The organism is Atopostipes suicloacalis DSM 15692 (assembly GCF_900129085.1).
Lineage (GTDB): Bacteria > Bacillota > Bacilli > Lactobacillales > Carnobacteriaceae_A > Atopostipes > Atopostipes suicloacalis.
The window spans coordinates 55,619-72,179 of record NZ_FQUF01000011.1; the positions used below are offsets into that span (position 1 = coordinate 55,619).

Below are 16,561 nucleotides of genomic sequence, written 5' to 3' on the forward strand. Positions count from 1 at the left end.
GTATAACTTTATGAATACATCTAAAGACTCGTTTATTTCATGACAAATATGTGGTATCCTTTTAGATAGTTTAGTGAACCTACGCGAATGCTACTGCCTATCAGGGTTTAGTAAATATTTTGTCATTATGAAATAAATGAGTCATTTTATTTATAAAATAAGAAGCCTCAAGTAACGAATACGAATGAAATTAGAAGTTAGGGGAAAAACAAGAAATGTTCAATCAAAAAATAAAATTAAATCTTAAAAAAAGTACTATTATCGGAGCCTCATCCGCCGCTTTATTTGGAGCTCTTGCACCAAATTTAGGACAGGCTGTTCAAGCAAAAAGCTTAGATGTGGATGCTGAAGCGTCTATTATCGTAGACTTTGATACCGGTCAAATTCTTCAAGGTCAAGACATTGATGAACCATTAGGGATTGCTTCCATGTCAAAGATGATCGTCGAGTATATTCTTTTTGAAGAAGTAGACGCTGGGAATATCTCTTGGGACAAAGAAGTTTCCATTAGTGACCACGCTTATCAAATTAGTCAAAATTATGAATTGTCAAACGTTCCTCTAAGAATTGACGATACTTACACAATAAAAGAGTTATATGAAGCCATGGCCATTTATTCCGCAAATGGAGCAACAGTTGCAATTGCAGAAGCGATTGCTGGTTCAGAACCAGAATTTGTTGATCGTATGATCGAGACGGTCGAATCCTTTGGGGTAACCGATGCTTCTTTAGTGAATGCAACGGGTTTAAATAATGAATATTTACAAGATAATCTTTATCCAGGATCTTCAGAATCTGATGAAAACATGATGAGTGCTCGATCAGCTGCAATTATAGCGAACCACATTTTAACCGACTATCCAGAGATCCTTGAAATTGCTAGTACACCAACAAAAACATTCCGCGAAGGAACTGTGGATGCAGTAAACATGGTCAACTGGAACTGGATGTTACCAGGAATGCTTTTTGAACGAGAACATGTGGATGGACTAAAAACAGGAACAACCGATTTGGCAGGCGCAACTTTCGCAGGAACTGCAGAAGAAGAGGGACGCCGTTTAATCACCGTTGTTCTAAATTCAGGAGACGATAAAACCACACGCTTTGTTGAAACAGACAAAATGATGGACTTTGGTTTTGACGAATGGACAATGCAAGAAGTGACCGAAAACTGGGAAGATAGATTAGATTATGAACCATTAGCCGTCGCAAATGGTAAAGAAGATACTGTAAACTTTGAACCTAGTGAAACACTTGAAATGCTTGTTCAATTAGATGACAATATAGAAGAAGATTTAAATTATTCTGTTGTCTGGAATCCTGATATTCTAACTGAAGATGGATCCGTAGAAGCTCCAATCGCTAAAGGAATGGAGTTAGGGGAATTAGTAATTGAGTATTCTGGAAATGAGCTAGGCTATTTAGAAAAAGATAAAGTAACCTCTGTTCCTTTAGTAGCTACCGAAGCTGTCGATAAAGCAGGCTTATTTGGTCAAGCGTGGAATTGGATGGTCTCATTCTTTGACAGTATTGCTAGTCGATTCTAATAAAAAGTTTAAAATGTATAAAAAAATAAGAAAAAATCAAAGGAGTGTTGCTTCATGTTGGATATGAAACTTATTCGAAATGACTTCGAAAAAGCTACAGAACAATTAAAAAAACGTGGTGTAAAAAAAGAAGACATTGCACGTTTACAAGAAATGGATAAAAAGCGCAGAGATCTAATTCAAAAATCAGAACAGTTGAAAAATGAACGCAATCAAGTAACCAAAGAAATTGCGGAGAAAAAACGAAACAAAGAATCTGCGGATGAAGCCATCCACTCCATGCAAAAAGTTAGCAAAGAAATTAAAAAAGCAGATCATGAACTCGAAAAAGTAAAGGCAGAAACAAATGATATTGCCTCAAGACTCCCAAACTTACCCCACAAATCAGTCCCAGTAGGAGAAACGGAAGACGATAACGTGGAAATTAGCCGTTGGGGAGATGAGCTCATTGCTCGACCAGGAGAGAATCCAAAACCTCATTGGGAAATTGGCGAAAACCTAGGAATTTTAGATTTCCAACGAGGAGCAAAGGTTGCTCAAAGTCGTTTTGTTTACTATAAAGGAGCAGCTGCACGTTTAGAACGAGCCCTCTATAACTTTATGCTCGACACGCATACCTCTGAAAATGGATATGAAGAACTCGTAACCCCTTACTTAGTTAATGATGATTCAATGTATGCGACGGGGCAATTTCCAAAGTTCAAAGAAGATGTCTATGAAATAGAAAACGAAAATCTTACATTAATTCCAACTGCCGAAGTTCCTTTAACAAATTACTATCGAGATGAAATTCTAGATGAAGCAGACTTACCAAAATATTTTACAGCGATGAGTCCAAGTTTCCGTTCTGAAGCTGGAAGTGCTGGACGAGACACTAGAGGATTGATTCGACTCCATCAATTCCACAAAGTTGAATTAGTAAAACTAGCCACACCTGAAGAATCTTACAATGAATTAGAAAAAATGACACGCGATGCAGAAGGCATTTTAGAAAAGTTAGAATTACCTTATCGCCGTATCGTATTATGTACAGGTGACATGGGCTTTGCTGCAGCCAAAACGTATGATTTAGAAGTGTGGATGCCAGCTCAAGATACTTATCGCGAAATTAGTTCTTGTTCAAATACCGAAGATTTCCAAGCTCGTCGAGGAATGATCCGTTTCCGTCGTGAAGAAAGTGGAAAAATCCAATATGCACATACTTTAAATGGGTCAGGTTTAGCTGTTGGCCGAACGGTAGCAGCCATTTTGGAAAATTACCAACAAGAAGACGGTTCAGTGAAAGTTCCAAAAGTATTAGTTCCTTATATGGGTGGCCTAGAAGTTATTACAGAAAAAAACTAAAAATATTAAAAAATACTGAAAGACCTCTTTTTTGCAAGGGGTCTTTTTACTCGGTATAATAGGCCTGATAATAGGAAAACATCGTATTTAAGCGAGCACTTAAACTTTTTTAAAGAAAAGAGGACTAAACATGGCAGAATTTAAAAAAGCTGTTTTTGCAGGTGGCTGTTTTTGGTGTATGGTCGAGCCCTTCGACTCCTTACCGGGAATTGAAGCTGTAGTCTCTGGTTTTACCGGGGGGCACGTCGAAAATCCGACTTATAATGAGGTTGTACGGGGAGGTACAGGTCACACTGAAGCTGTCGAAATCACTTATGACCCAGACAAGATTTCCTATAAAGATTTAGTCGAAATTTATTGGCGACAAACAGATCCAACCGATGCTGCTGGGCAATTTGCGGATCGTGGCGAAGGATATCGCCCAGTTATTTATTATAGTAATGAAGAAGAACGTCAAATTGCTGAAGAATCCAAAAAGAATCTGGAAGAAAATGGTCCCTTCCATGAACCTATAGTGACATCTATAGAGCCAAGAGAACCTTTCTATGCAGCAGAAGATTACCATCAAGACTTCTACAAAAAAGAATCCGCCCATTATAAAAGATACAGTGTAGGTTCAGGCCGTGTACCATTTTTAGAAAAACATTGGGAAGATAATGACTAGTATAGGGTTTTAATCCTACTAAAAGAAAATATTTTAAAAAGTTTTAAAAATGTGTTGACATTTAAATAATAACTGTGTATTATATAGTAGTTGCTGTGGTGAACACGGCACATAAAAAGTTTGGTGATTAATGCAAGAAGGTACCACCTGTTCCCATGCCGAACACAGCCGTTAAGCTTCTTAGCGCCGAGGATAGTGAAGGGTTTCCCTTTGTGAAAGCCGGACATTGCCATTCTTTTTATAATGGAGAATTAGCTCAGTTGGGAGAGCACCTGCCTTACAAGCAGGGGGTCACTGGTTCGAGCCCAGTATTCTCCATTTTTGAGCCATTAGCTCAGTCGGTAGAGCATTTGACTTTTAATCAAAGGGTCGCAGGTTCGATTCCTGCATGGCTCATCGAGAATTTAGCAAGACAATAAAAATGTACTTGCAATTCTTTTTTTATTGTCTTATAATATTACTTGCGTCAAAAAAGGCCGGCTTAGCTCAGTTGGTAGAGCATCTGATTTGTAATCAGGGGGTCGTGGGTTCAACTCCTACAGCCGGCATTTGAATTTTGTTTTAAAGTGAAGCAAAATGCGGAAGTAGTTCAGTGGTAGAACACCACCTTGCCAAGGTGGGGGTCGCGGGTTCGAACCCCGTCTTCCGCTTCTAAAAATGAATAAGTTTTAGATGGGATTTAGCGTTTAGCCGGGGTGGCGGAATAGGTAGACGCACAGGACTTAAAATCCTGCGGAGAGTTGTCTCCGTGCCGGTTCGATTCCGGCTCTCGGTATTGTGCATCAAATAATATTATTAATAACATGCACCCTTAGCTCAATTGGATAGAGTGTCTGACTACGAATCAGAAGGTTACAGGTTCAACTCCTGTAGGGTGCGTTTTCTTTTTTAATGAAATAGAATCATTTATCTATACGGGAAGTGGCTCAGCTTGGTAGAGCACCTGGTTTGGGACCAGGGGGTCGCAGGTTCAAGTCCTGTCTTCCCGATAAATGGCGGCGTAGCTCAGCTGGCTAGAGCGTACGGTTCATACCCGTGAGGTCGGGGGTTCGATCCCCTCTGCCGCTATATCTTTATCCGAGTTAAATGTTAGCGGACCTTTAGCTCAGCTGGTTAGAGCAGACGGCTCATAACCGTCCGGTCGCTGGTTCGAATCCAGCAAGGTCCATAGTGCTTACCGGGATTGTTTGAGTTAAGTCCAAAGTTGTACTTTGAATAACTTAAGGCCCCGTAGTGTAGCGGTTTACCACGCCTCCCTGTCACGGAGGAGATCGCCGGTTCAAATCCGGTCGGGGTCGTAAATATGCGGGTGTAGTTTAGTGGTAAAACTACAGCCTTCCAAGCTGTTGTCGGGAGTTCGATTCTCCTCACCCGCTTTCCATTTTAATACGGGCCTGTAGCTCAGTTGGTTAGAGCGCACCCCTGATAAGGGTGAGGTCGGTGATTCGAGTTCACTCAGGCCCATTAGCAATATAAAATATAATAAAGGCCCCTTGGTCAAGTGGTTAAGACATCGCCCTTTCACGGCGGTATCACGGGTTCGAATCCCGTAGGGGTCATTTTACAACATGGAGGATTACCCAAGTCCGGCTGAAGGGATCGGTCTTGAAAACCGACAGACGCTTAACGGCGTGCGGGGGTTCGAATCCCTCATCCTCCTTATACTATTATCGCGGGGTGGAGCAGTTGGCAGCTCGTCGGGCTCATAACCCGGAGGTCGTAGGTTCAAGTCCTACCCCCGCAATTATCCTATTTATCCTTTATTTTTGTTGTAAATATGATATAATAAGATATACAAGGCCCCGTAGTGTAGCGGTTTACCACGCCTCCCTGTCACGGAGGAGATCGCCGGTTCAAATCCGGTCGGGGTCGTACTGGCGCAGTAGCTCAGTTGGTAGAGCAACGGATTGAAGCTCCGTGTGTCGGCAGTTCAACTCTGTCCTGCGCCATTATTGTTTATTTAATTAAATGCGGAGGGATAGCGAAGTGGCCAAACGCAACGGACTGTAAATCCGTCCTCTTTCGAGTTCGAAGGTTCAAATCCTTCTCCCTCCACTTTAGGGGTATAGTTTAATGGCAAAACTACGGTCTCCAAAACCGTCGATGTGGGTTCAACTCCTGCTACCCCTGTGTAACACAATTTAATATGATGGCGGTTGTGGTGAAGTGGTTAACACATCGGCTTGTGGCGCCGACACTCGTGGGTTCGATCCCCATCAGCCGCCCTTTGATTGGGCTATAGCCAAGCGGTAAGGCATCGGGTTTTGATCCCGTGTATCCCAGGTTCGAATCCTGGTAGCCCAGTTTTTTATTTTGATTTTTGGCGCGGTAGCCAAGTGGTAAGGCCGGGGTCTGCAAAACCCCTATTCGTCGGTTCAAATCCGATCCGTGCCTTTGGTTGATTTAAAACGACTTATAGTAAGCACGGCAATAAGCACATCTAGCCGGTGTGGCGGAACTGGCAGACGCGCGGGACTCAAAATCCCGTGTCCATTGCGGACGTGTCGGTTCGATCCCGACCACCGGTATTTACACATTATTTTAAAATCTTACAAAATGTTAAGCACTCTATCTTTCGTATTTTCGAAGAGGTAGAGTGCTTTTTTGTGTTGTTAGAGTGTCTTTAGGACGATTATTTTTAAGGAAAAAGTTAACATTGCAGTTTGGGATATTTGGAGTATACTATGTTTCAAACGGTTTTTTATTTTGTTAGGATGGCAATAGATAAAAGCCGAATTTAAAATATAGGAAATGAAAAGTAGTAGGTGAGAGTTTAAGTGGATATTGTAATTGCTGGTGGAGGAAAAATTGGAGAAACCCTGTGCCAAGAGTTATCTAAAGAAGATATTAATATTGTTTTATTAGAAAAAAATCAGAATCGCTTAGAACAAATCATTAATAAAACGGACATTACGGGATTAACGGGAGATGCGACAGATTATGATAGTCTGGTTGAAGCGGGAATCCAAAATTGTGATCTTTTTATTGCGGTAACGCCTGAAGATGAGACGAACATTATTAGCTCAGTGATTGCTAAAAAATTAGGTGCGGCTCATACTATTGCTCGGGTTCGAAATCCAAAATATGCGAATCGAACGGAGTTTATCCGCGATAGTTTAGAGATTTCTATGGTGATTAATCCTGAATTGGAAGCTGCGAAACTTATGGCACGCCTTCTCGAATTTCCAGAATCTTTAAGTACGGAGACCTTTGAAAAGGGACGGGTAAATATTGTAGAAGTAAGAATTCAAGCGAATAGCTTATTAGCGGGTATTTCTTTAACCCAGTTTGGGCAACGATATAGTGAGCTTCTTATTTGTGCGGTCACTCATCGTCATGAGACATTTATTCCGAGTGGAGATACAGTTTTACACGAGGGTGATCATTTATATGTTACTGGTGAAAAAGAGGAATTAAATCATTTCTATCGCGAAGTTGGGTATAAAAATAAAGAAATTCATTCATCTCTTATTATTGGTGGAGGGCGTGTAACTTATTATCTTCTTCAAAGACTTTCAAAGCTAGATATGGATATTAAAGTCATTGAGATGGATTATGACACAGCGGTTGATTTAAGTCACCAATTCCCCGATATGATGATTATAAGAGGGGATGGGACGGATCAAGAGTTCTTAAACGAAGAAAGAATCGAGCAATTTGATGCGGTACTAAGTCTGACAGGGATTGATGAAGAGAATATTATTAACTCGTTATATGCGATTTCTTTGGATGTAAATAAAGTTATTACCAAAGTTAGTCGAACTGGTTTATTGAAGATTTTAGAAGATACTGATTTGCAGTCCATTGTGACGCCTAAGATTTTAATTACCAGTAAGATCCTAAAATTTGTTCGATCGTTAAGAGGAGCAAAAGCTTCTAATGTAGAAGCGCTTTATCGAATAGCAGATAATAAAGTAGAAGCTCTTCAATTTTTAGTAAAGAAAGGTAGTCAAGTCATTGGAAAAACATTTAATGAGTTGAATATAAAAGAGAATGTATTGGTTGCTTACATTATACGTGGTAAAGAATTAATTTTTCCTTCTGGTGAAGACCGTATTTATGCAGGAGACCATGTCATTGTTGTAACGACGTATAAACGATTTGACGATATTGATGATATTTTAAAATAAGCGGGTGAATGGTCATTGAATAAAGATATTGTAAGGTATGTAACGGGTAGAATATTAATGGTTGTGGCCGGATTAATGTTCTTCCCGATTTTAGTTAGTCTGATTTATGGAGAGCCCCTTCGTTATCTATTAAGTTTTTTAATAACAGCTATTTTGATGGTGGGAATTGGTTTTAGTTTTTCTCGTACAAAAATGAATACACATAAACTTTATGCAAAAGAAGGCTTTATTATAGTGGCGCTTTCGTGGATTTTAGTGTCTGCTTTTGGCGCATTACCTTTTGTGTTTAGTGGAGATATTCCCTTATTTGTGGATGCTTTTTTTGAAACGTCTAGTGGGTTCACGACAACAGGTTCTAGCATCTTAACGGATGTTGAAGCTTTATCTCACTCCATGTTATTTTGGAGAAGTTTCACTCATTTAATAGGAGGTATGGGGGTTTTAGTTTTTGCTTTAGCTGTTCTACCCAGTTCTGACTCTGAGTCCGTACATATAATGAAAGCAGAAATGCCGGGTCCAACGTTTGGAAAGTTAGTGTCTAGATTATCTTCCACCGCACGAATTCTTTATGTCATCTATTTTGTTATGACTCTAGTCGTGATTTTCCTTTTATGGTTAGCTGGCTTGCCTTTGTTTGATTCGCTTTTACTATCATTTGGTGTAGCGGGTACCGGGGGATTTGGAATTGTGAATGGGAGTATCGCACCCTATAACAGCGCAATGATAGAATTGATTTTAGGAATAGGTATGCTTATATTTGGAATGAATTTCAACTTATTCTATTTACTCATCCACAAAGAATTTAAACAAGCATTTAAAAATGAAGAATTAAAATGGTATTTACGAATTGTCGGAATCAGTATTGTGCTCATTAGTGCGAATTTAGTGATGAATGCTATTCCTTTACTCACTTCCGTACGAGACAGCTTTTTTACGGTTTCATCGGTAATTACAACTTCTGGTTTTTCTACCGCTTTATTTGAGCAATGGCCTATGTTTTCTCAGATAATTTTGCTTTTGTTAATGTTTGTAGGTGGAATGGCTGGATCGACAGCGGGTGGATTAAAAGTCTCGCGTGTCGCGATATTAGTGAAGTCGGGCTTAGCTGAATTGAAACGAGTGGTGCGTCCTAATAGAGTGGTCACTGTCCAATTTGAGAATAAAATGATGGACGAGCAGGAGTTAAATAAAATATATAGTTACGTTATTATTTATGCATTTATTTTTATAATCACTACTTTGATGGTAAGTTTTGAAGCGCCTGATTTTATCTCGGCATTTAGTACGGTGGCAACGACAATTAATAATATTGGTCCTGGTTTAGGTGTTGTAGGACCTGCTGGGAACTTCTCTTTGTATTCTCCATTTATTAAAGTCGTTTTATCTTTTATTATGATTATGGGACGACTAGAACTCTTCCCGGTCTTAATTTTATTATCACCAAATACATGGAGAAAACGAATTTAAGCGTGGAAAATTTATTAGGTAAAAGAGTGTAAAAGATTTTGAATCCTTGACATGAGTCCTATCTATGTTAAGGTACAGATACAAGGATATTCGCGAAAGGAACTAGTGGCTATCGACGCGAATTCAAAAAAGATAGTCACCAAGAAAAGGCAGTCTTAATCGACTGCCTTTTTTCATTGCTAAAAATAAAAAAAGGTATTTGTCGTGTTATATTTTTGAAGCTTTAATAAATTCATATAAAATATACCCTATGAACAAAGATGCCGGTACGCGAGATCAGTCTGCTCACACGCGGGGGAAGATATCGCCACGCGAGGTCAGCCCGCTCACACGCGGACGAAGACGCCGGCACGCGAGGTTGGTCCGCTCACATGCGGGGGAAGATATCGCCACGCGAGCGTCGTAAAACGATCTTTTCTTAAAGATAAATATAAAACTATCAGATTTTTTATTTTAAACAAAGTATAAATTTCTAATTATCTTTTTATATTTTCTTAAATGCTCGTAAAGCCTTATTCTATGTGCTTTCGAGTATTTTTACTGTAGGAAGATACTTCACGTTTCTTTGCATATTTCCTCATGTCTTAGCTGTCAGAAGTGGTAAATAAGTAGTAAATTCATTTGTACTACTAAGCAACAAGACGCTCCTGTTGCTTCTCTTTATTCAAGCGTTTCATTTCTGCCATTGCAGAATCGAATGTTGCATGTGCGTAATAGTTCAGCGTCATGGCTATATTAGCATGTCCCATAATGTACTGTAATGCCTTTGGATTCATTCCTGCATTTGCATAGTTGGTACAGAATGTATGTCGCAAACTATGTGGAGTGATGTGTGGCAATTTATCCTCGTTATACTTATTGTATTTCTTAACAAGACCTTTCATCATGCCGTTGTAATCACTTGCCACTTTTGGATAGTTCTTTCTATTAAGAAAGAGGAAATCACTATATCCATCAATCTCAACACGCTTATCATTCTTTCGATTCGCTAACACTCGCTTAAATGCTTGATAGGCTTCTTCAACCATAGGAACTTGACGTTCGCCACTTTTGGTCTTTGGTGTTTCAATGTAGTACCCAATTTCAGTATCTCTCAATAGCTGATGGTCTATATTGACAAGACGATTCTCAAAATCTAAATCTGGAAGTGTCAAACCACCAAACTCTGAAATACGAAGACCTGTTTTTAAGAGTATCAGAATTTCATCATAATTTTTGCTGTAGGTTTTATCAGCTTTTGCAAAGGCTAACAGTTTTTCTTCCTGTTCTTCTGTTAGTACGGTCTTAGGGACAGTATCATCATCAAGAACTGCTTTCAGTTGAAAGTCAAATGGATTCTTCCGAACACAATCATCTTGTATAGCAATATAGAATGAAGCCTTTAAAGAACGTTTGTAGTTATTGATGGTTTGATAAGCATAACCATTTTCACTCATTCTAATAGCCCATTCTTTAGCGTCTGATGGCTTAATACTGTCAATACTTCTTACACCTAACTTGTCTTTCTTCAAAATATCCATAAGATATTTGCGTCCAGTTTCAGTGTTTTTTCTAACCTTTGGTCTTTGAGCGTTCTGTTTTGCGTAAAGCTGGCAGAGTGTCATTTTCTTTCCTACAACATCAATACCATCATGAATGTCTTTCTGTAACTCTGCGATTTTCTCTCTAAGTGAGATACAATCACGCTTTCCTGCTGGTACTCGGTCTGTAGCCACAAGTTTCCACGAGTAAACAAATTGCGGTTCTCCAAATGAATCTATATATTTGTATAAGTATCTTCCGTCTTTTCGTTGGCTCTCTCCAGTCTTTAAGATTCGACCTTTATTGTCACGTCTTTTTTCTGACATGGCATTTGCTCCTTTCCTTTATGGAAAGAGCCTTGATACGACTTAATACTATTTTATCATATACAAGACCCTTTGGCGACGCTAGATTGCGTCCAATGTATCTATAATTTTTTCAAATTGTTTTCGTTTAATCTGAATACGATTGCCATTCATAATCAGCCAATTTGCATTTTTATTTTCCTCTGCCAAGCGTCGTAGCTTGTTTTCGCCAATACGAAAATATTTTGACGCTTCTTCAATGGTTAGGGTATAACGTTCCCAAATAGGAATGTCAGTCTGCTTCATAAAATCCTCCTTTCCAAATCACTTATTTGGATTTCATAAAAGTTGTTTTACCAGCAATCGAACAGCTTTAGCAAAGCTCACGGGAGTTCCACCCCTGCATGGTTCTCATGTAGCCATACTCATTGCCTGCGACGGTTTTATCACGCTCGGACTATTGACTGTATGGGAGTATCATTATCACGATAAGAATGTCGTTGCAGGCAATCCTGCTAAAGATTGCTTCTCGGATCACTAACATGAATCGCTCGCTATCTTTATAAGATAGGTCATGGCGGTTAGTTCCGTTGGCTCTTTTCTTATCGAAACGTATTCGATTACTTTTATTCAGTTTTCAAAGAACAATGGCTCGTTAGCCTATCAAAACACATTGAAAGCTCAATATGCTTTGGTGGAATAACAAACCTCCCTGTTCGGGAAGCGTGGAATGGTTTAGCACGCTTCCACGAAAGGAGAGAGGATATTACTTAATTTCAAATGACAAAATCTTTGTAATCAGTCTGGTTTCCATTCTTCCACGTAAGACTTCATCAACGACCATACTTTGATTGCCATATTCATCTTTCATAAGTCGTAGGGAACGCTTCGTTATGTACCCTCTGTAATGATGTAGAATCTGGTTAATCGCTTCGGTATCGCCATCTGTTGCCTTTACAATGAGAGGAAAGGGAATCATAGGATATTGTGTTTTCATTCTTCAAATTCCTCCATAAACTTTTTAATTAAGGCTAGTCCACTGGTTCTATGCCGATAGACAGTAGAACGGTTCAATTTCAACAGGTCTGCAATTTCTGAATCGCTCATGTCCATAAAGTAAAACAGCAGTAGAATTTCACGTTTCTTGTCTGGCAACTCACGTAATGCTTCACTCAACAAATCATTTTCAACGCCTACTGATAACCCATTGAGTGTAAAAATCTGAAAGTCAGTTGAATAGTTATCTGTTGTCGCAAACTGGCTAACAAGATAATCGCCAACATCCGAAAAGGACACCTCACGCTTTGCAATCCTTGAAAGATAAAGCATATAATTCTTTCGCTCGTCTTCCATAGCACGTTTACAGATATAGTCAAACTGATTTTCTATTGTGGTCTGAAAAGAAGATGGTTTCATGTTTCTCACCCCCTTTCTGTCTAGGAAAGGAAGTGAGCCTTGCTCGTTTATCTCCTTTCACTCTTAGTCCCAATGTGAAAGGGGGATTTGTTGCATTACTGATAAATAAACTTTGTAAAAAAGTTCTGAATAGCCAAAAAAGCATATAAACAGATTTATTTCTCTGTTTACATGCTTCTGTTATTCTATCTATATGATTTATAAAACCACATTGGTGGACGTACTTATCTATTGCAGATAGACGACTTTTTTTGACAAGAACCCAATGTAAGGAAATTTATTGTATATGATGTACTTCATGGCGACGTTGACCTCCAACAAACCGCCATTTGGAAGTAATATACAATATTTTAACAGCGTAAATAGCACTACCATATAACGGTTTTTTTTATTGGCGTTTAGTAGTGCTTTTTATTAAATATAAACCTATAAACCATATAACACGTTTTTCTATACCTGTTTTTAATTCAGTAGGAACAATAAAATGTATAGAGGTGGTCTACTATGCGTAAAAAAGAAGATAAATATGATTTTAGAGCCTTTGGTTTAGCCATTAAAGAAGCTCGATTGAAACGAGGTTTAACTCGTGAACAAGTGGGAGCATTGATTGAAATTGACCCACGGTACTTAACTAATATTGAAAATAAAGGGCAACACCCCAGCATACAAGTTCTTTATGACCTTGTATCGTTACTTCATGTTTCCGTTGATGAATTTTTCTTACCTGCTAATAACTTGGTAAAAAGCACCCGACGATTACAGATAGAGAAATACATGGATAGCTTTACAGACAAAGAACTATCCTTAATGGAATCTTTAGCCAGCGGTATCAACGAAGCAAGAAACATCGAAGACTAATTAAAAGAATCCATACATAACGGAAAGAGCCGATAAAATGAGATTGTATTAATCTCATTTTATCGGCTCTGCGTCTTTGCGTCTGGCTCTGTAATCACAGTTACTTTGAACTGCTTTATTTCAATTAAATTTTCTTGTCTGCATTTCGGACAATAGAGGGGGAATTTTTTTAATTCAGTATCTTCCCTTATCTTTAATCGTGTTTTATTTCCACATACAGGACACAATATCCACTTGTAGTTTATAATAACTATCTCCTCCTTTACACTTTAATTCAAATCTTTATTAAAAAATATTTCATCTTATTTAACAAGAAACCATATTTATATAACAACATAAAATACACTAAGTTATTTTATTGAACATATATCGTACTTTATCTATCCGACTATTTGGACGACGGGGCTGGCAAACAGGTTCACCGGTAGTAACATGGTACCCTTTTAACTCTGTTAAACAAACACTACGTCCATTTGTAAAGAAAGTTAAATCACTACGATATTCTTGAATACACCGAGCAGGGATTTCTCCACTAAGAATGACCTCATTATTTTTCAATTGAGTGTCTACGATGTTCGCACAATATTTAGGAGCATCGTTGTATGCTCGTGAAAGATATTCCTGTGGCGCATAAATTTTAAAACTAAGATATGGCTCTAACAATTCTGTTCCAGCTTTTTTTAAGACTTGTTCCAATACAATAGGAGCAAGCATCCGAAAATCTGCTGGGGTACTAACAGGGCTATAGTATAAGCCATACTTAAAACAGATTTTACAGTCCGTCACATTCCAACCATACAATCCTTGTTCACAACCATAGCGTATCCCTTCCATAACTGCATTTTGAAATGATTGATTTAAGTATCCAAGAGAAACCGAGCTCTCATACTGCATTCCACTTCCCAACGGAAGCGGTGATACAGATAAACCAATGGAAGCCCAGAAAGGATTTGGCGGCACTTCGATGTGAATGGTATATTCTGCATTTTTTAACGGTCTCTCCATATAAATGACTGTAGGCTCTTTTAGTTCTATCTCCACATGATACTTTTCTTGCAACAGTGCACTAATCACTTCCATTTGTACTTTCCCTAAGAAAGAAAGTATAATTTCATGTGTCGTAGAATCCACGTAATATCGTAGAAGCGGATCACTATCTGAGATTTCCAAAAGGGCATCAAGCAACATTTCTCTCTGTTCAGGTTTACTCGGTTCAACAGTTGTTTGTAGTAGAGGGTGCGGATTTTCAATCTTTTTTCTCTGTGGCAATAGTTTTGTATCTCCAAGAACACTATTTAACTTCAAAAACTCATTTTGCAAAATAACAATTTCTCCAGAATAAGCTCTATCAATCTTACATAATTCACCATTTATTGAAGTATACATTTCTGTAACTTTTATTTTTTCTTTTTCTGATACTCTAACCGAATCTCGTAAATGTAGTACTCCACTATAAAGGCGTATATATGCAAGACGTTGTCTTTTTTTTGTATATTCAATTTTGAAAACATTTCCGCAAAGTTCAGACGGACCTCGATGTGTTGATGAATAAAATTTATTAGTAATAACTTCTATAAGGTTATCAATCCCTATATTACTTTTTGCACTTCCATGATAAAGAGGGAACAGAGAACAATTCTGAAATCTTATGCTTTCCTCTTGTTCGAGTTCCAATGCTTCTAATGATTTACCGGACATATATTTCTCTAAAAGGTCATCGTTTCCCTCTATTACCGTATCCCATTGTTCAGATTCGGTAAAGTTCGTCACACACACATTAGGATACAGTTCTACCTTCTGTTTGATTACAATTTCGGCAGAAAGTTTCTCTTTAATATCCTGATAAACCGTTGATAAATCAATTCCATTTTGGTCAATCTTATTGATAAAAAAGATTGTGGGAATCCCCATTTTCCTAAGTGCATGAAATAATATACGAGTTTGTGCTTGTACGCCATCTTTTGCAGAAATCAGTAGAATTGCCCCATCTAAAACTGATAATGAACGATATACTTCTGCTAAGAAATCCATATGTCCTGGCGTGTCTATGATGTTCACCTTCGTATTTTCCCACTGAAAAGAGGTTATTCCTGTCTGAATTGTAATTCCTCTCTGACGTTCTAAAAGCGTATTATCCGTCCTCGTTGTACCTTTGTCCACGCTTCCTAATTCTGTAATCGCTCCACTGTTATATAATAAGCTTTCTGTTAAGGTAGTTTTTCCTGCATCAACATGAGCTAAAACTCCAATATTAATAATTTTCATGTGATTTTCCTCCATTCAAAAGCCCAAAAGGGCATAAAAATCCCAGTGATAAATACTCTTATCACTGGGATTTTTATGCATAACCATAGGCATACAAAGCATACAGATATTCTCCGGATACTTTAGAATCACATGATAAAGGTATTCTTAAACTGGGTACAAAAAACTAAGCCCTCCTAAAAAAGGACATCCAATTATTTGTTCCCGCTATCAAATTGACAGTTTATTTAATAATACCTTGCCGCATATTTATTAACTCCTTTTAAATAGATACTTAAATAATAGCACGTAAGAGCATATTTGTAAAGGAATCTCCAATTTTTGTCTGTGTCAAGTTTTTCTCGGTGCAGTTATTCTATCACTATTTAGGGCACTCTATTTTTGTACACTTTTACGATTCTCTTTAGCGGATCGCTACCGCGCGGCTTAAGCCGCTTGCTACACCATCTATTCTCTTTGATTCCAAAGTTCGGAATCAAAGAGAATAGACGGTTTCATTAACGAAAACTTTTAAACAAATGACCGATGGCTGATGAAGTGGGCGCATATAAAGAGATACTCCCTTGCTTGGCACCCACTGACGGTCGGAATTTTTGATGTAAAATCTTTGTAGCACTCACGAGTTGTTTATCTTTACGCACTTGACGAGCACTTCGATGAATATCTGCTAAGTAAGCTTCTCTTAATGTTTGGTTAAATACTCCTTGTTTTACTTTCACCATCGCTTCGCATCCTCTTTCGCTCCAATGCATTCCTCTTTTTTTCATTCGAAAACTAATTCGTCTCTGATTGGATTCCATTGCGCCTAGTCTACGAGCGTCCGCAGGAGCGTCTTCGATAACCGTCCGCCAGTCAAATATTCGATCCCAATTTTTTTGGATATAGGTATAAAAAGCGTTCAATTTTTCTATCTCTGAATCGAGTTCTAAGGTACTCTCAAAAGTATCCATCCAGCGTTGAAAAGTGTCAAAATCTTTTTCATTAATCGCTTGACGTACTTTGGGCTTAAAAACTTTCTCATTCATGCCAAATGTCCGATTTAAA

Annotated in this window: 13 protein-coding genes, 23 tRNA genes, 1 rRNA gene and 1 pseudogene; 30 read left to right on the forward strand and 8 right to left on the reverse strand. The window is 38.3% G+C overall.

The window, feature by feature from the left end; genetic code table 11:
- Nucleotides 1-215: 215 nt before the first annotated feature.
- From BUB96_RS04440 to BUB96_RS04580, 29 genes are all read left to right on the forward strand, one after another.
- The gene (locus BUB96_RS04440; RefSeq protein ID WP_084136845.1) at nt 216-1,547 is read left to right on the forward strand and encodes a serine hydrolase; all 1,332 of its coding nucleotides are present in this window, start codon (nt 216-218) and stop codon (nt 1,545-1,547) included.
- A 54-nt stretch (nt 1,548-1,601) separates the two neighbouring features.
- The gene (serS, locus tag BUB96_RS04445) at nt 1,602-2,891 is read left to right on the forward strand and encodes a serine--tRNA ligase (RefSeq protein ID WP_073297066.1); all 1,290 of its coding nucleotides are present in this window, start codon (nt 1,602-1,604) and stop codon (nt 2,889-2,891) included.
- 130 nt (nt 2,892-3,021) lie between these two features.
- Entirely contained in the window at nt 3,022-3,555 is a 534-nt protein-coding gene (gene msrA, locus BUB96_RS04450) for a peptide-methionine (S)-S-oxide reductase MsrA (protein ID WP_073297069.1), read from the forward strand.
- Between the two features lie 119 nt (nt 3,556-3,674).
- Nucleotides 3,675-3,790 (forward strand): 5S ribosomal RNA (rrf, locus tag BUB96_RS04455).
- 10 nt (nt 3,791-3,800) lie between these two features.
- Nucleotides 3,801-3,873 (forward strand) — tRNA-Val (locus BUB96_RS04460).
- A 5-nt stretch (nt 3,874-3,878) separates the two neighbouring features.
- A tRNA-Lys gene (locus BUB96_RS04465) sits at nt 3,879-3,951 on the forward strand.
- Between the two features lie 79 nt (nt 3,952-4,030).
- Nucleotides 4,031-4,103, forward strand: a tRNA-Thr gene (locus BUB96_RS04470).
- A gap of 30 nt (nt 4,104-4,133) precedes the next feature.
- A tRNA-Gly gene (locus BUB96_RS04475) sits at nt 4,134-4,205 on the forward strand.
- A 39-nt stretch (nt 4,206-4,244) separates the two neighbouring features.
- Nucleotides 4,245-4,330 (forward strand) — tRNA-Leu (locus BUB96_RS04480).
- Between the two features lie 30 nt (nt 4,331-4,360).
- Nucleotides 4,361-4,434: transfer RNA gene (locus BUB96_RS04485), tRNA-Arg, on the forward strand.
- Nucleotides 4,435-4,470: 36 nt separating this feature from the next.
- Nucleotides 4,471-4,544: transfer RNA gene (locus BUB96_RS04490), tRNA-Pro, on the forward strand.
- Between the two features lie 5 nt (nt 4,545-4,549).
- Nucleotides 4,550-4,623, forward strand: a tRNA-Met gene (locus BUB96_RS04495).
- A gap of 26 nt (nt 4,624-4,649) precedes the next feature.
- Nucleotides 4,650-4,723 (forward strand) — tRNA-Ile (locus BUB96_RS04500).
- A 56-nt stretch (nt 4,724-4,779) separates the two neighbouring features.
- Nucleotides 4,780-4,853, forward strand: a tRNA-Asp gene (locus BUB96_RS04505).
- Nucleotides 4,854-4,860: 7 nt separating this feature from the next.
- Nucleotides 4,861-4,931 (forward strand) — tRNA-Gly (locus BUB96_RS04510).
- Nucleotides 4,932-4,945: 14 nt separating this feature from the next.
- Nucleotides 4,946-5,019: transfer RNA gene (locus BUB96_RS04515), tRNA-Ile, on the forward strand.
- Between the two features lie 23 nt (nt 5,020-5,042).
- Nucleotides 5,043-5,114 (forward strand) — tRNA-Glu (locus BUB96_RS04520).
- A gap of 11 nt (nt 5,115-5,125) precedes the next feature.
- A tRNA-Ser gene (locus BUB96_RS04525) sits at nt 5,126-5,215 on the forward strand.
- 11 nt (nt 5,216-5,226) lie between these two features.
- Nucleotides 5,227-5,299 (forward strand) — tRNA-Met (locus BUB96_RS04530).
- A gap of 54 nt (nt 5,300-5,353) precedes the next feature.
- Nucleotides 5,354-5,427: transfer RNA gene (locus tag BUB96_RS04535), tRNA-Asp, on the forward strand.
- 4 nt (nt 5,428-5,431) lie between these two features.
- A tRNA-Phe gene (locus tag BUB96_RS04540) sits at nt 5,432-5,504 on the forward strand.
- Nucleotides 5,505-5,527: 23 nt separating this feature from the next.
- Nucleotides 5,528-5,610 (forward strand) — tRNA-Tyr (locus tag BUB96_RS04545).
- Between the two features lie 4 nt (nt 5,611-5,614).
- A tRNA-Trp gene (locus tag BUB96_RS04550) sits at nt 5,615-5,685 on the forward strand.
- Nucleotides 5,686-5,707: 22 nt separating this feature from the next.
- A tRNA-His gene (locus tag BUB96_RS04555) sits at nt 5,708-5,780 on the forward strand.
- 7 nt (nt 5,781-5,787) lie between these two features.
- Nucleotides 5,788-5,859, forward strand: a tRNA-Gln gene (locus tag BUB96_RS04560).
- 18 nt (nt 5,860-5,877) lie between these two features.
- Nucleotides 5,878-5,949, forward strand: a tRNA-Cys gene (locus tag BUB96_RS04565).
- 49 nt (nt 5,950-5,998) lie between these two features.
- Nucleotides 5,999-6,083, forward strand: a tRNA-Leu gene (locus tag BUB96_RS04570).
- Nucleotides 6,084-6,332: 249 nt separating this feature from the next.
- Nucleotides 6,333-7,685 carry a Trk system potassium transporter TrkA gene (gene trkA / locus BUB96_RS04575; RefSeq protein ID WP_073297072.1) on the forward strand — a complete coding sequence of 451 codons (1,353 nt, stop codon included), beginning with the start codon at nt 6,333-6,335 and terminating at the stop codon, nt 7,683-7,685.
- Nucleotides 7,686-7,700: 15 nt separating this feature from the next.
- Nucleotides 7,701-9,152 carry a TrkH family potassium uptake protein gene (locus BUB96_RS04580; RefSeq protein WP_073297075.1) on the forward strand — a complete coding sequence of 484 codons (1,452 nt, stop codon included), beginning with the start codon at nt 7,701-7,703 and terminating at the stop codon, nt 9,150-9,152.
- Between the two features lie 629 nt (nt 9,153-9,781).
- Here the strand turns inward: BUB96_RS04580 and BUB96_RS04585 are convergent.
- The 4 genes from BUB96_RS04585 to BUB96_RS04605 all read right to left on the reverse strand — a co-directional run bounded on the left by BUB96_RS04585 (nt 9,782) and on the right by BUB96_RS04605 (nt 12,394).
- Complete coding sequence (locus BUB96_RS04585) at nt 9,782-10,999, reverse strand: tyrosine-type recombinase/integrase (RefSeq protein ID WP_001291561.1); 1,218 nt, start codon at nt 10,997-10,999, stop codon at nt 9,782-9,784.
- Between the two features lie 81 nt (nt 11,000-11,080).
- Complete coding sequence (locus tag BUB96_RS04590) at nt 11,081-11,284, reverse strand: excisionase (RefSeq protein WP_000814511.1); 204 nt, start codon at nt 11,282-11,284, stop codon at nt 11,081-11,083.
- A gap of 460 nt (nt 11,285-11,744) precedes the next feature.
- On the reverse strand, nt 11,745-11,975 hold the full coding sequence (locus BUB96_RS04600; RefSeq protein WP_000857133.1) for a helix-turn-helix domain-containing protein: 231 nt from the start codon (nt 11,973-11,975) through the stop codon (nt 11,745-11,747).
- Nucleotides 11,972-12,394, reverse strand: a complete 423-nt coding sequence (locus tag BUB96_RS04605) for a sigma-70 family RNA polymerase sigma factor (RefSeq protein ID WP_000804885.1) — start codon at nt 12,392-12,394, stop codon at nt 11,972-11,974. Before BUB96_RS04605 ends, BUB96_RS04600 begins: the two co-directional genes overlap by 4 nt.
- Nucleotides 12,395-12,898: 504 nt before the next feature.
- On the opposite strand from BUB96_RS04605, the gene BUB96_RS04610 reads away from it, so the two are divergent.
- Nucleotides 12,899-13,252 carry a helix-turn-helix transcriptional regulator gene (locus BUB96_RS04610; RefSeq protein ID WP_001227347.1) on the forward strand — a complete coding sequence of 118 codons (354 nt, stop codon included), beginning with the start codon at nt 12,899-12,901 and terminating at the stop codon, nt 13,250-13,252.
- A gap of 59 nt (nt 13,253-13,311) precedes the next feature.
- Here the strand turns inward: BUB96_RS04610 and BUB96_RS04615 are convergent, their stop codons facing one another.
- The 4 genes and pseudogenes from BUB96_RS04615 to BUB96_RS04630 all read right to left on the reverse strand — a co-directional run.
- Nucleotides 13,312-13,497: a cysteine-rich KTR domain-containing protein gene (locus BUB96_RS04615; protein ID WP_011058338.1), complete on the reverse strand. Its 186-nt coding sequence runs from the start codon at nt 13,495-13,497 to the stop codon at nt 13,312-13,314.
- 100 nt (nt 13,498-13,597) lie between these two features.
- The gene (gene tet(M), locus BUB96_RS04620; RefSeq protein WP_000691749.1) at nt 13,598-15,517 is read right to left on the reverse strand and encodes a tetracycline resistance ribosomal protection protein Tet(M); all 1,920 of its coding nucleotides are present in this window, start codon (nt 15,515-15,517) and stop codon (nt 13,598-13,600) included.
- A gap of 15 nt (nt 15,518-15,532) precedes the next feature.
- Nucleotides 15,533-15,580: pseudogene (locus tag BUB96_RS10710) on the reverse strand (hypothetical protein); the annotation flags it as partial.
- 434 nt (nt 15,581-16,014) lie between these two features.
- On the reverse strand, nt 16,015-16,561 hold a 547-nt coding region (locus BUB96_RS04630), incomplete at its 5' end, for a UPF0236 family transposase-like protein (RefSeq protein WP_234945795.1).

Excerpts from the sequence above, each read along its gene's own strand:
- BUB96_RS04440 (WP_084136845.1), top strand. The coding sequence starts at position 216 with ATGTTCAATCAAAAAATAAAATTAAATCTTAAAAAAAGTACTATTATC.
- serS (WP_073297066.1), top strand. The coding sequence starts at position 1,602 with ATGTTGGATATGAAACTTATTCGAAATGACTTCGAAAAAGCTACAGAA.
- msrA (WP_073297069.1), top strand. The coding sequence starts at position 3,022 with ATGGCAGAATTTAAAAAAGCTGTTTTTGCAGGTGGCTGTTTTTGGTGT.
- BUB96_RS04585 (WP_001291561.1), bottom strand. The coding sequence starts at position 10,999 with ATGTCAGAAAAAAGACGTGACAATAAAGGTCGAATCTTAAAGACTGGA.
- BUB96_RS04590 (WP_000814511.1), bottom strand. The coding sequence starts at position 11,284 with ATGAAGCAGACTGACATTCCTATTTGGGAACGTTATACCCTAACCATT.
- BUB96_RS04600 (WP_000857133.1), bottom strand. The coding sequence starts at position 11,975 with ATGAAAACACAATATCCTATGATTCCCTTTCCTCTCATTGTAAAGGCA.
- BUB96_RS04605 (WP_000804885.1), bottom strand. The coding sequence starts at position 12,394 with ATGAAACCATCTTCTTTTCAGACCACAATAGAAAATCAGTTTGACTAT.
- BUB96_RS04610 (WP_001227347.1), top strand. The coding sequence starts at position 12,899 with ATGCGTAAAAAAGAAGATAAATATGATTTTAGAGCCTTTGGTTTAGCC.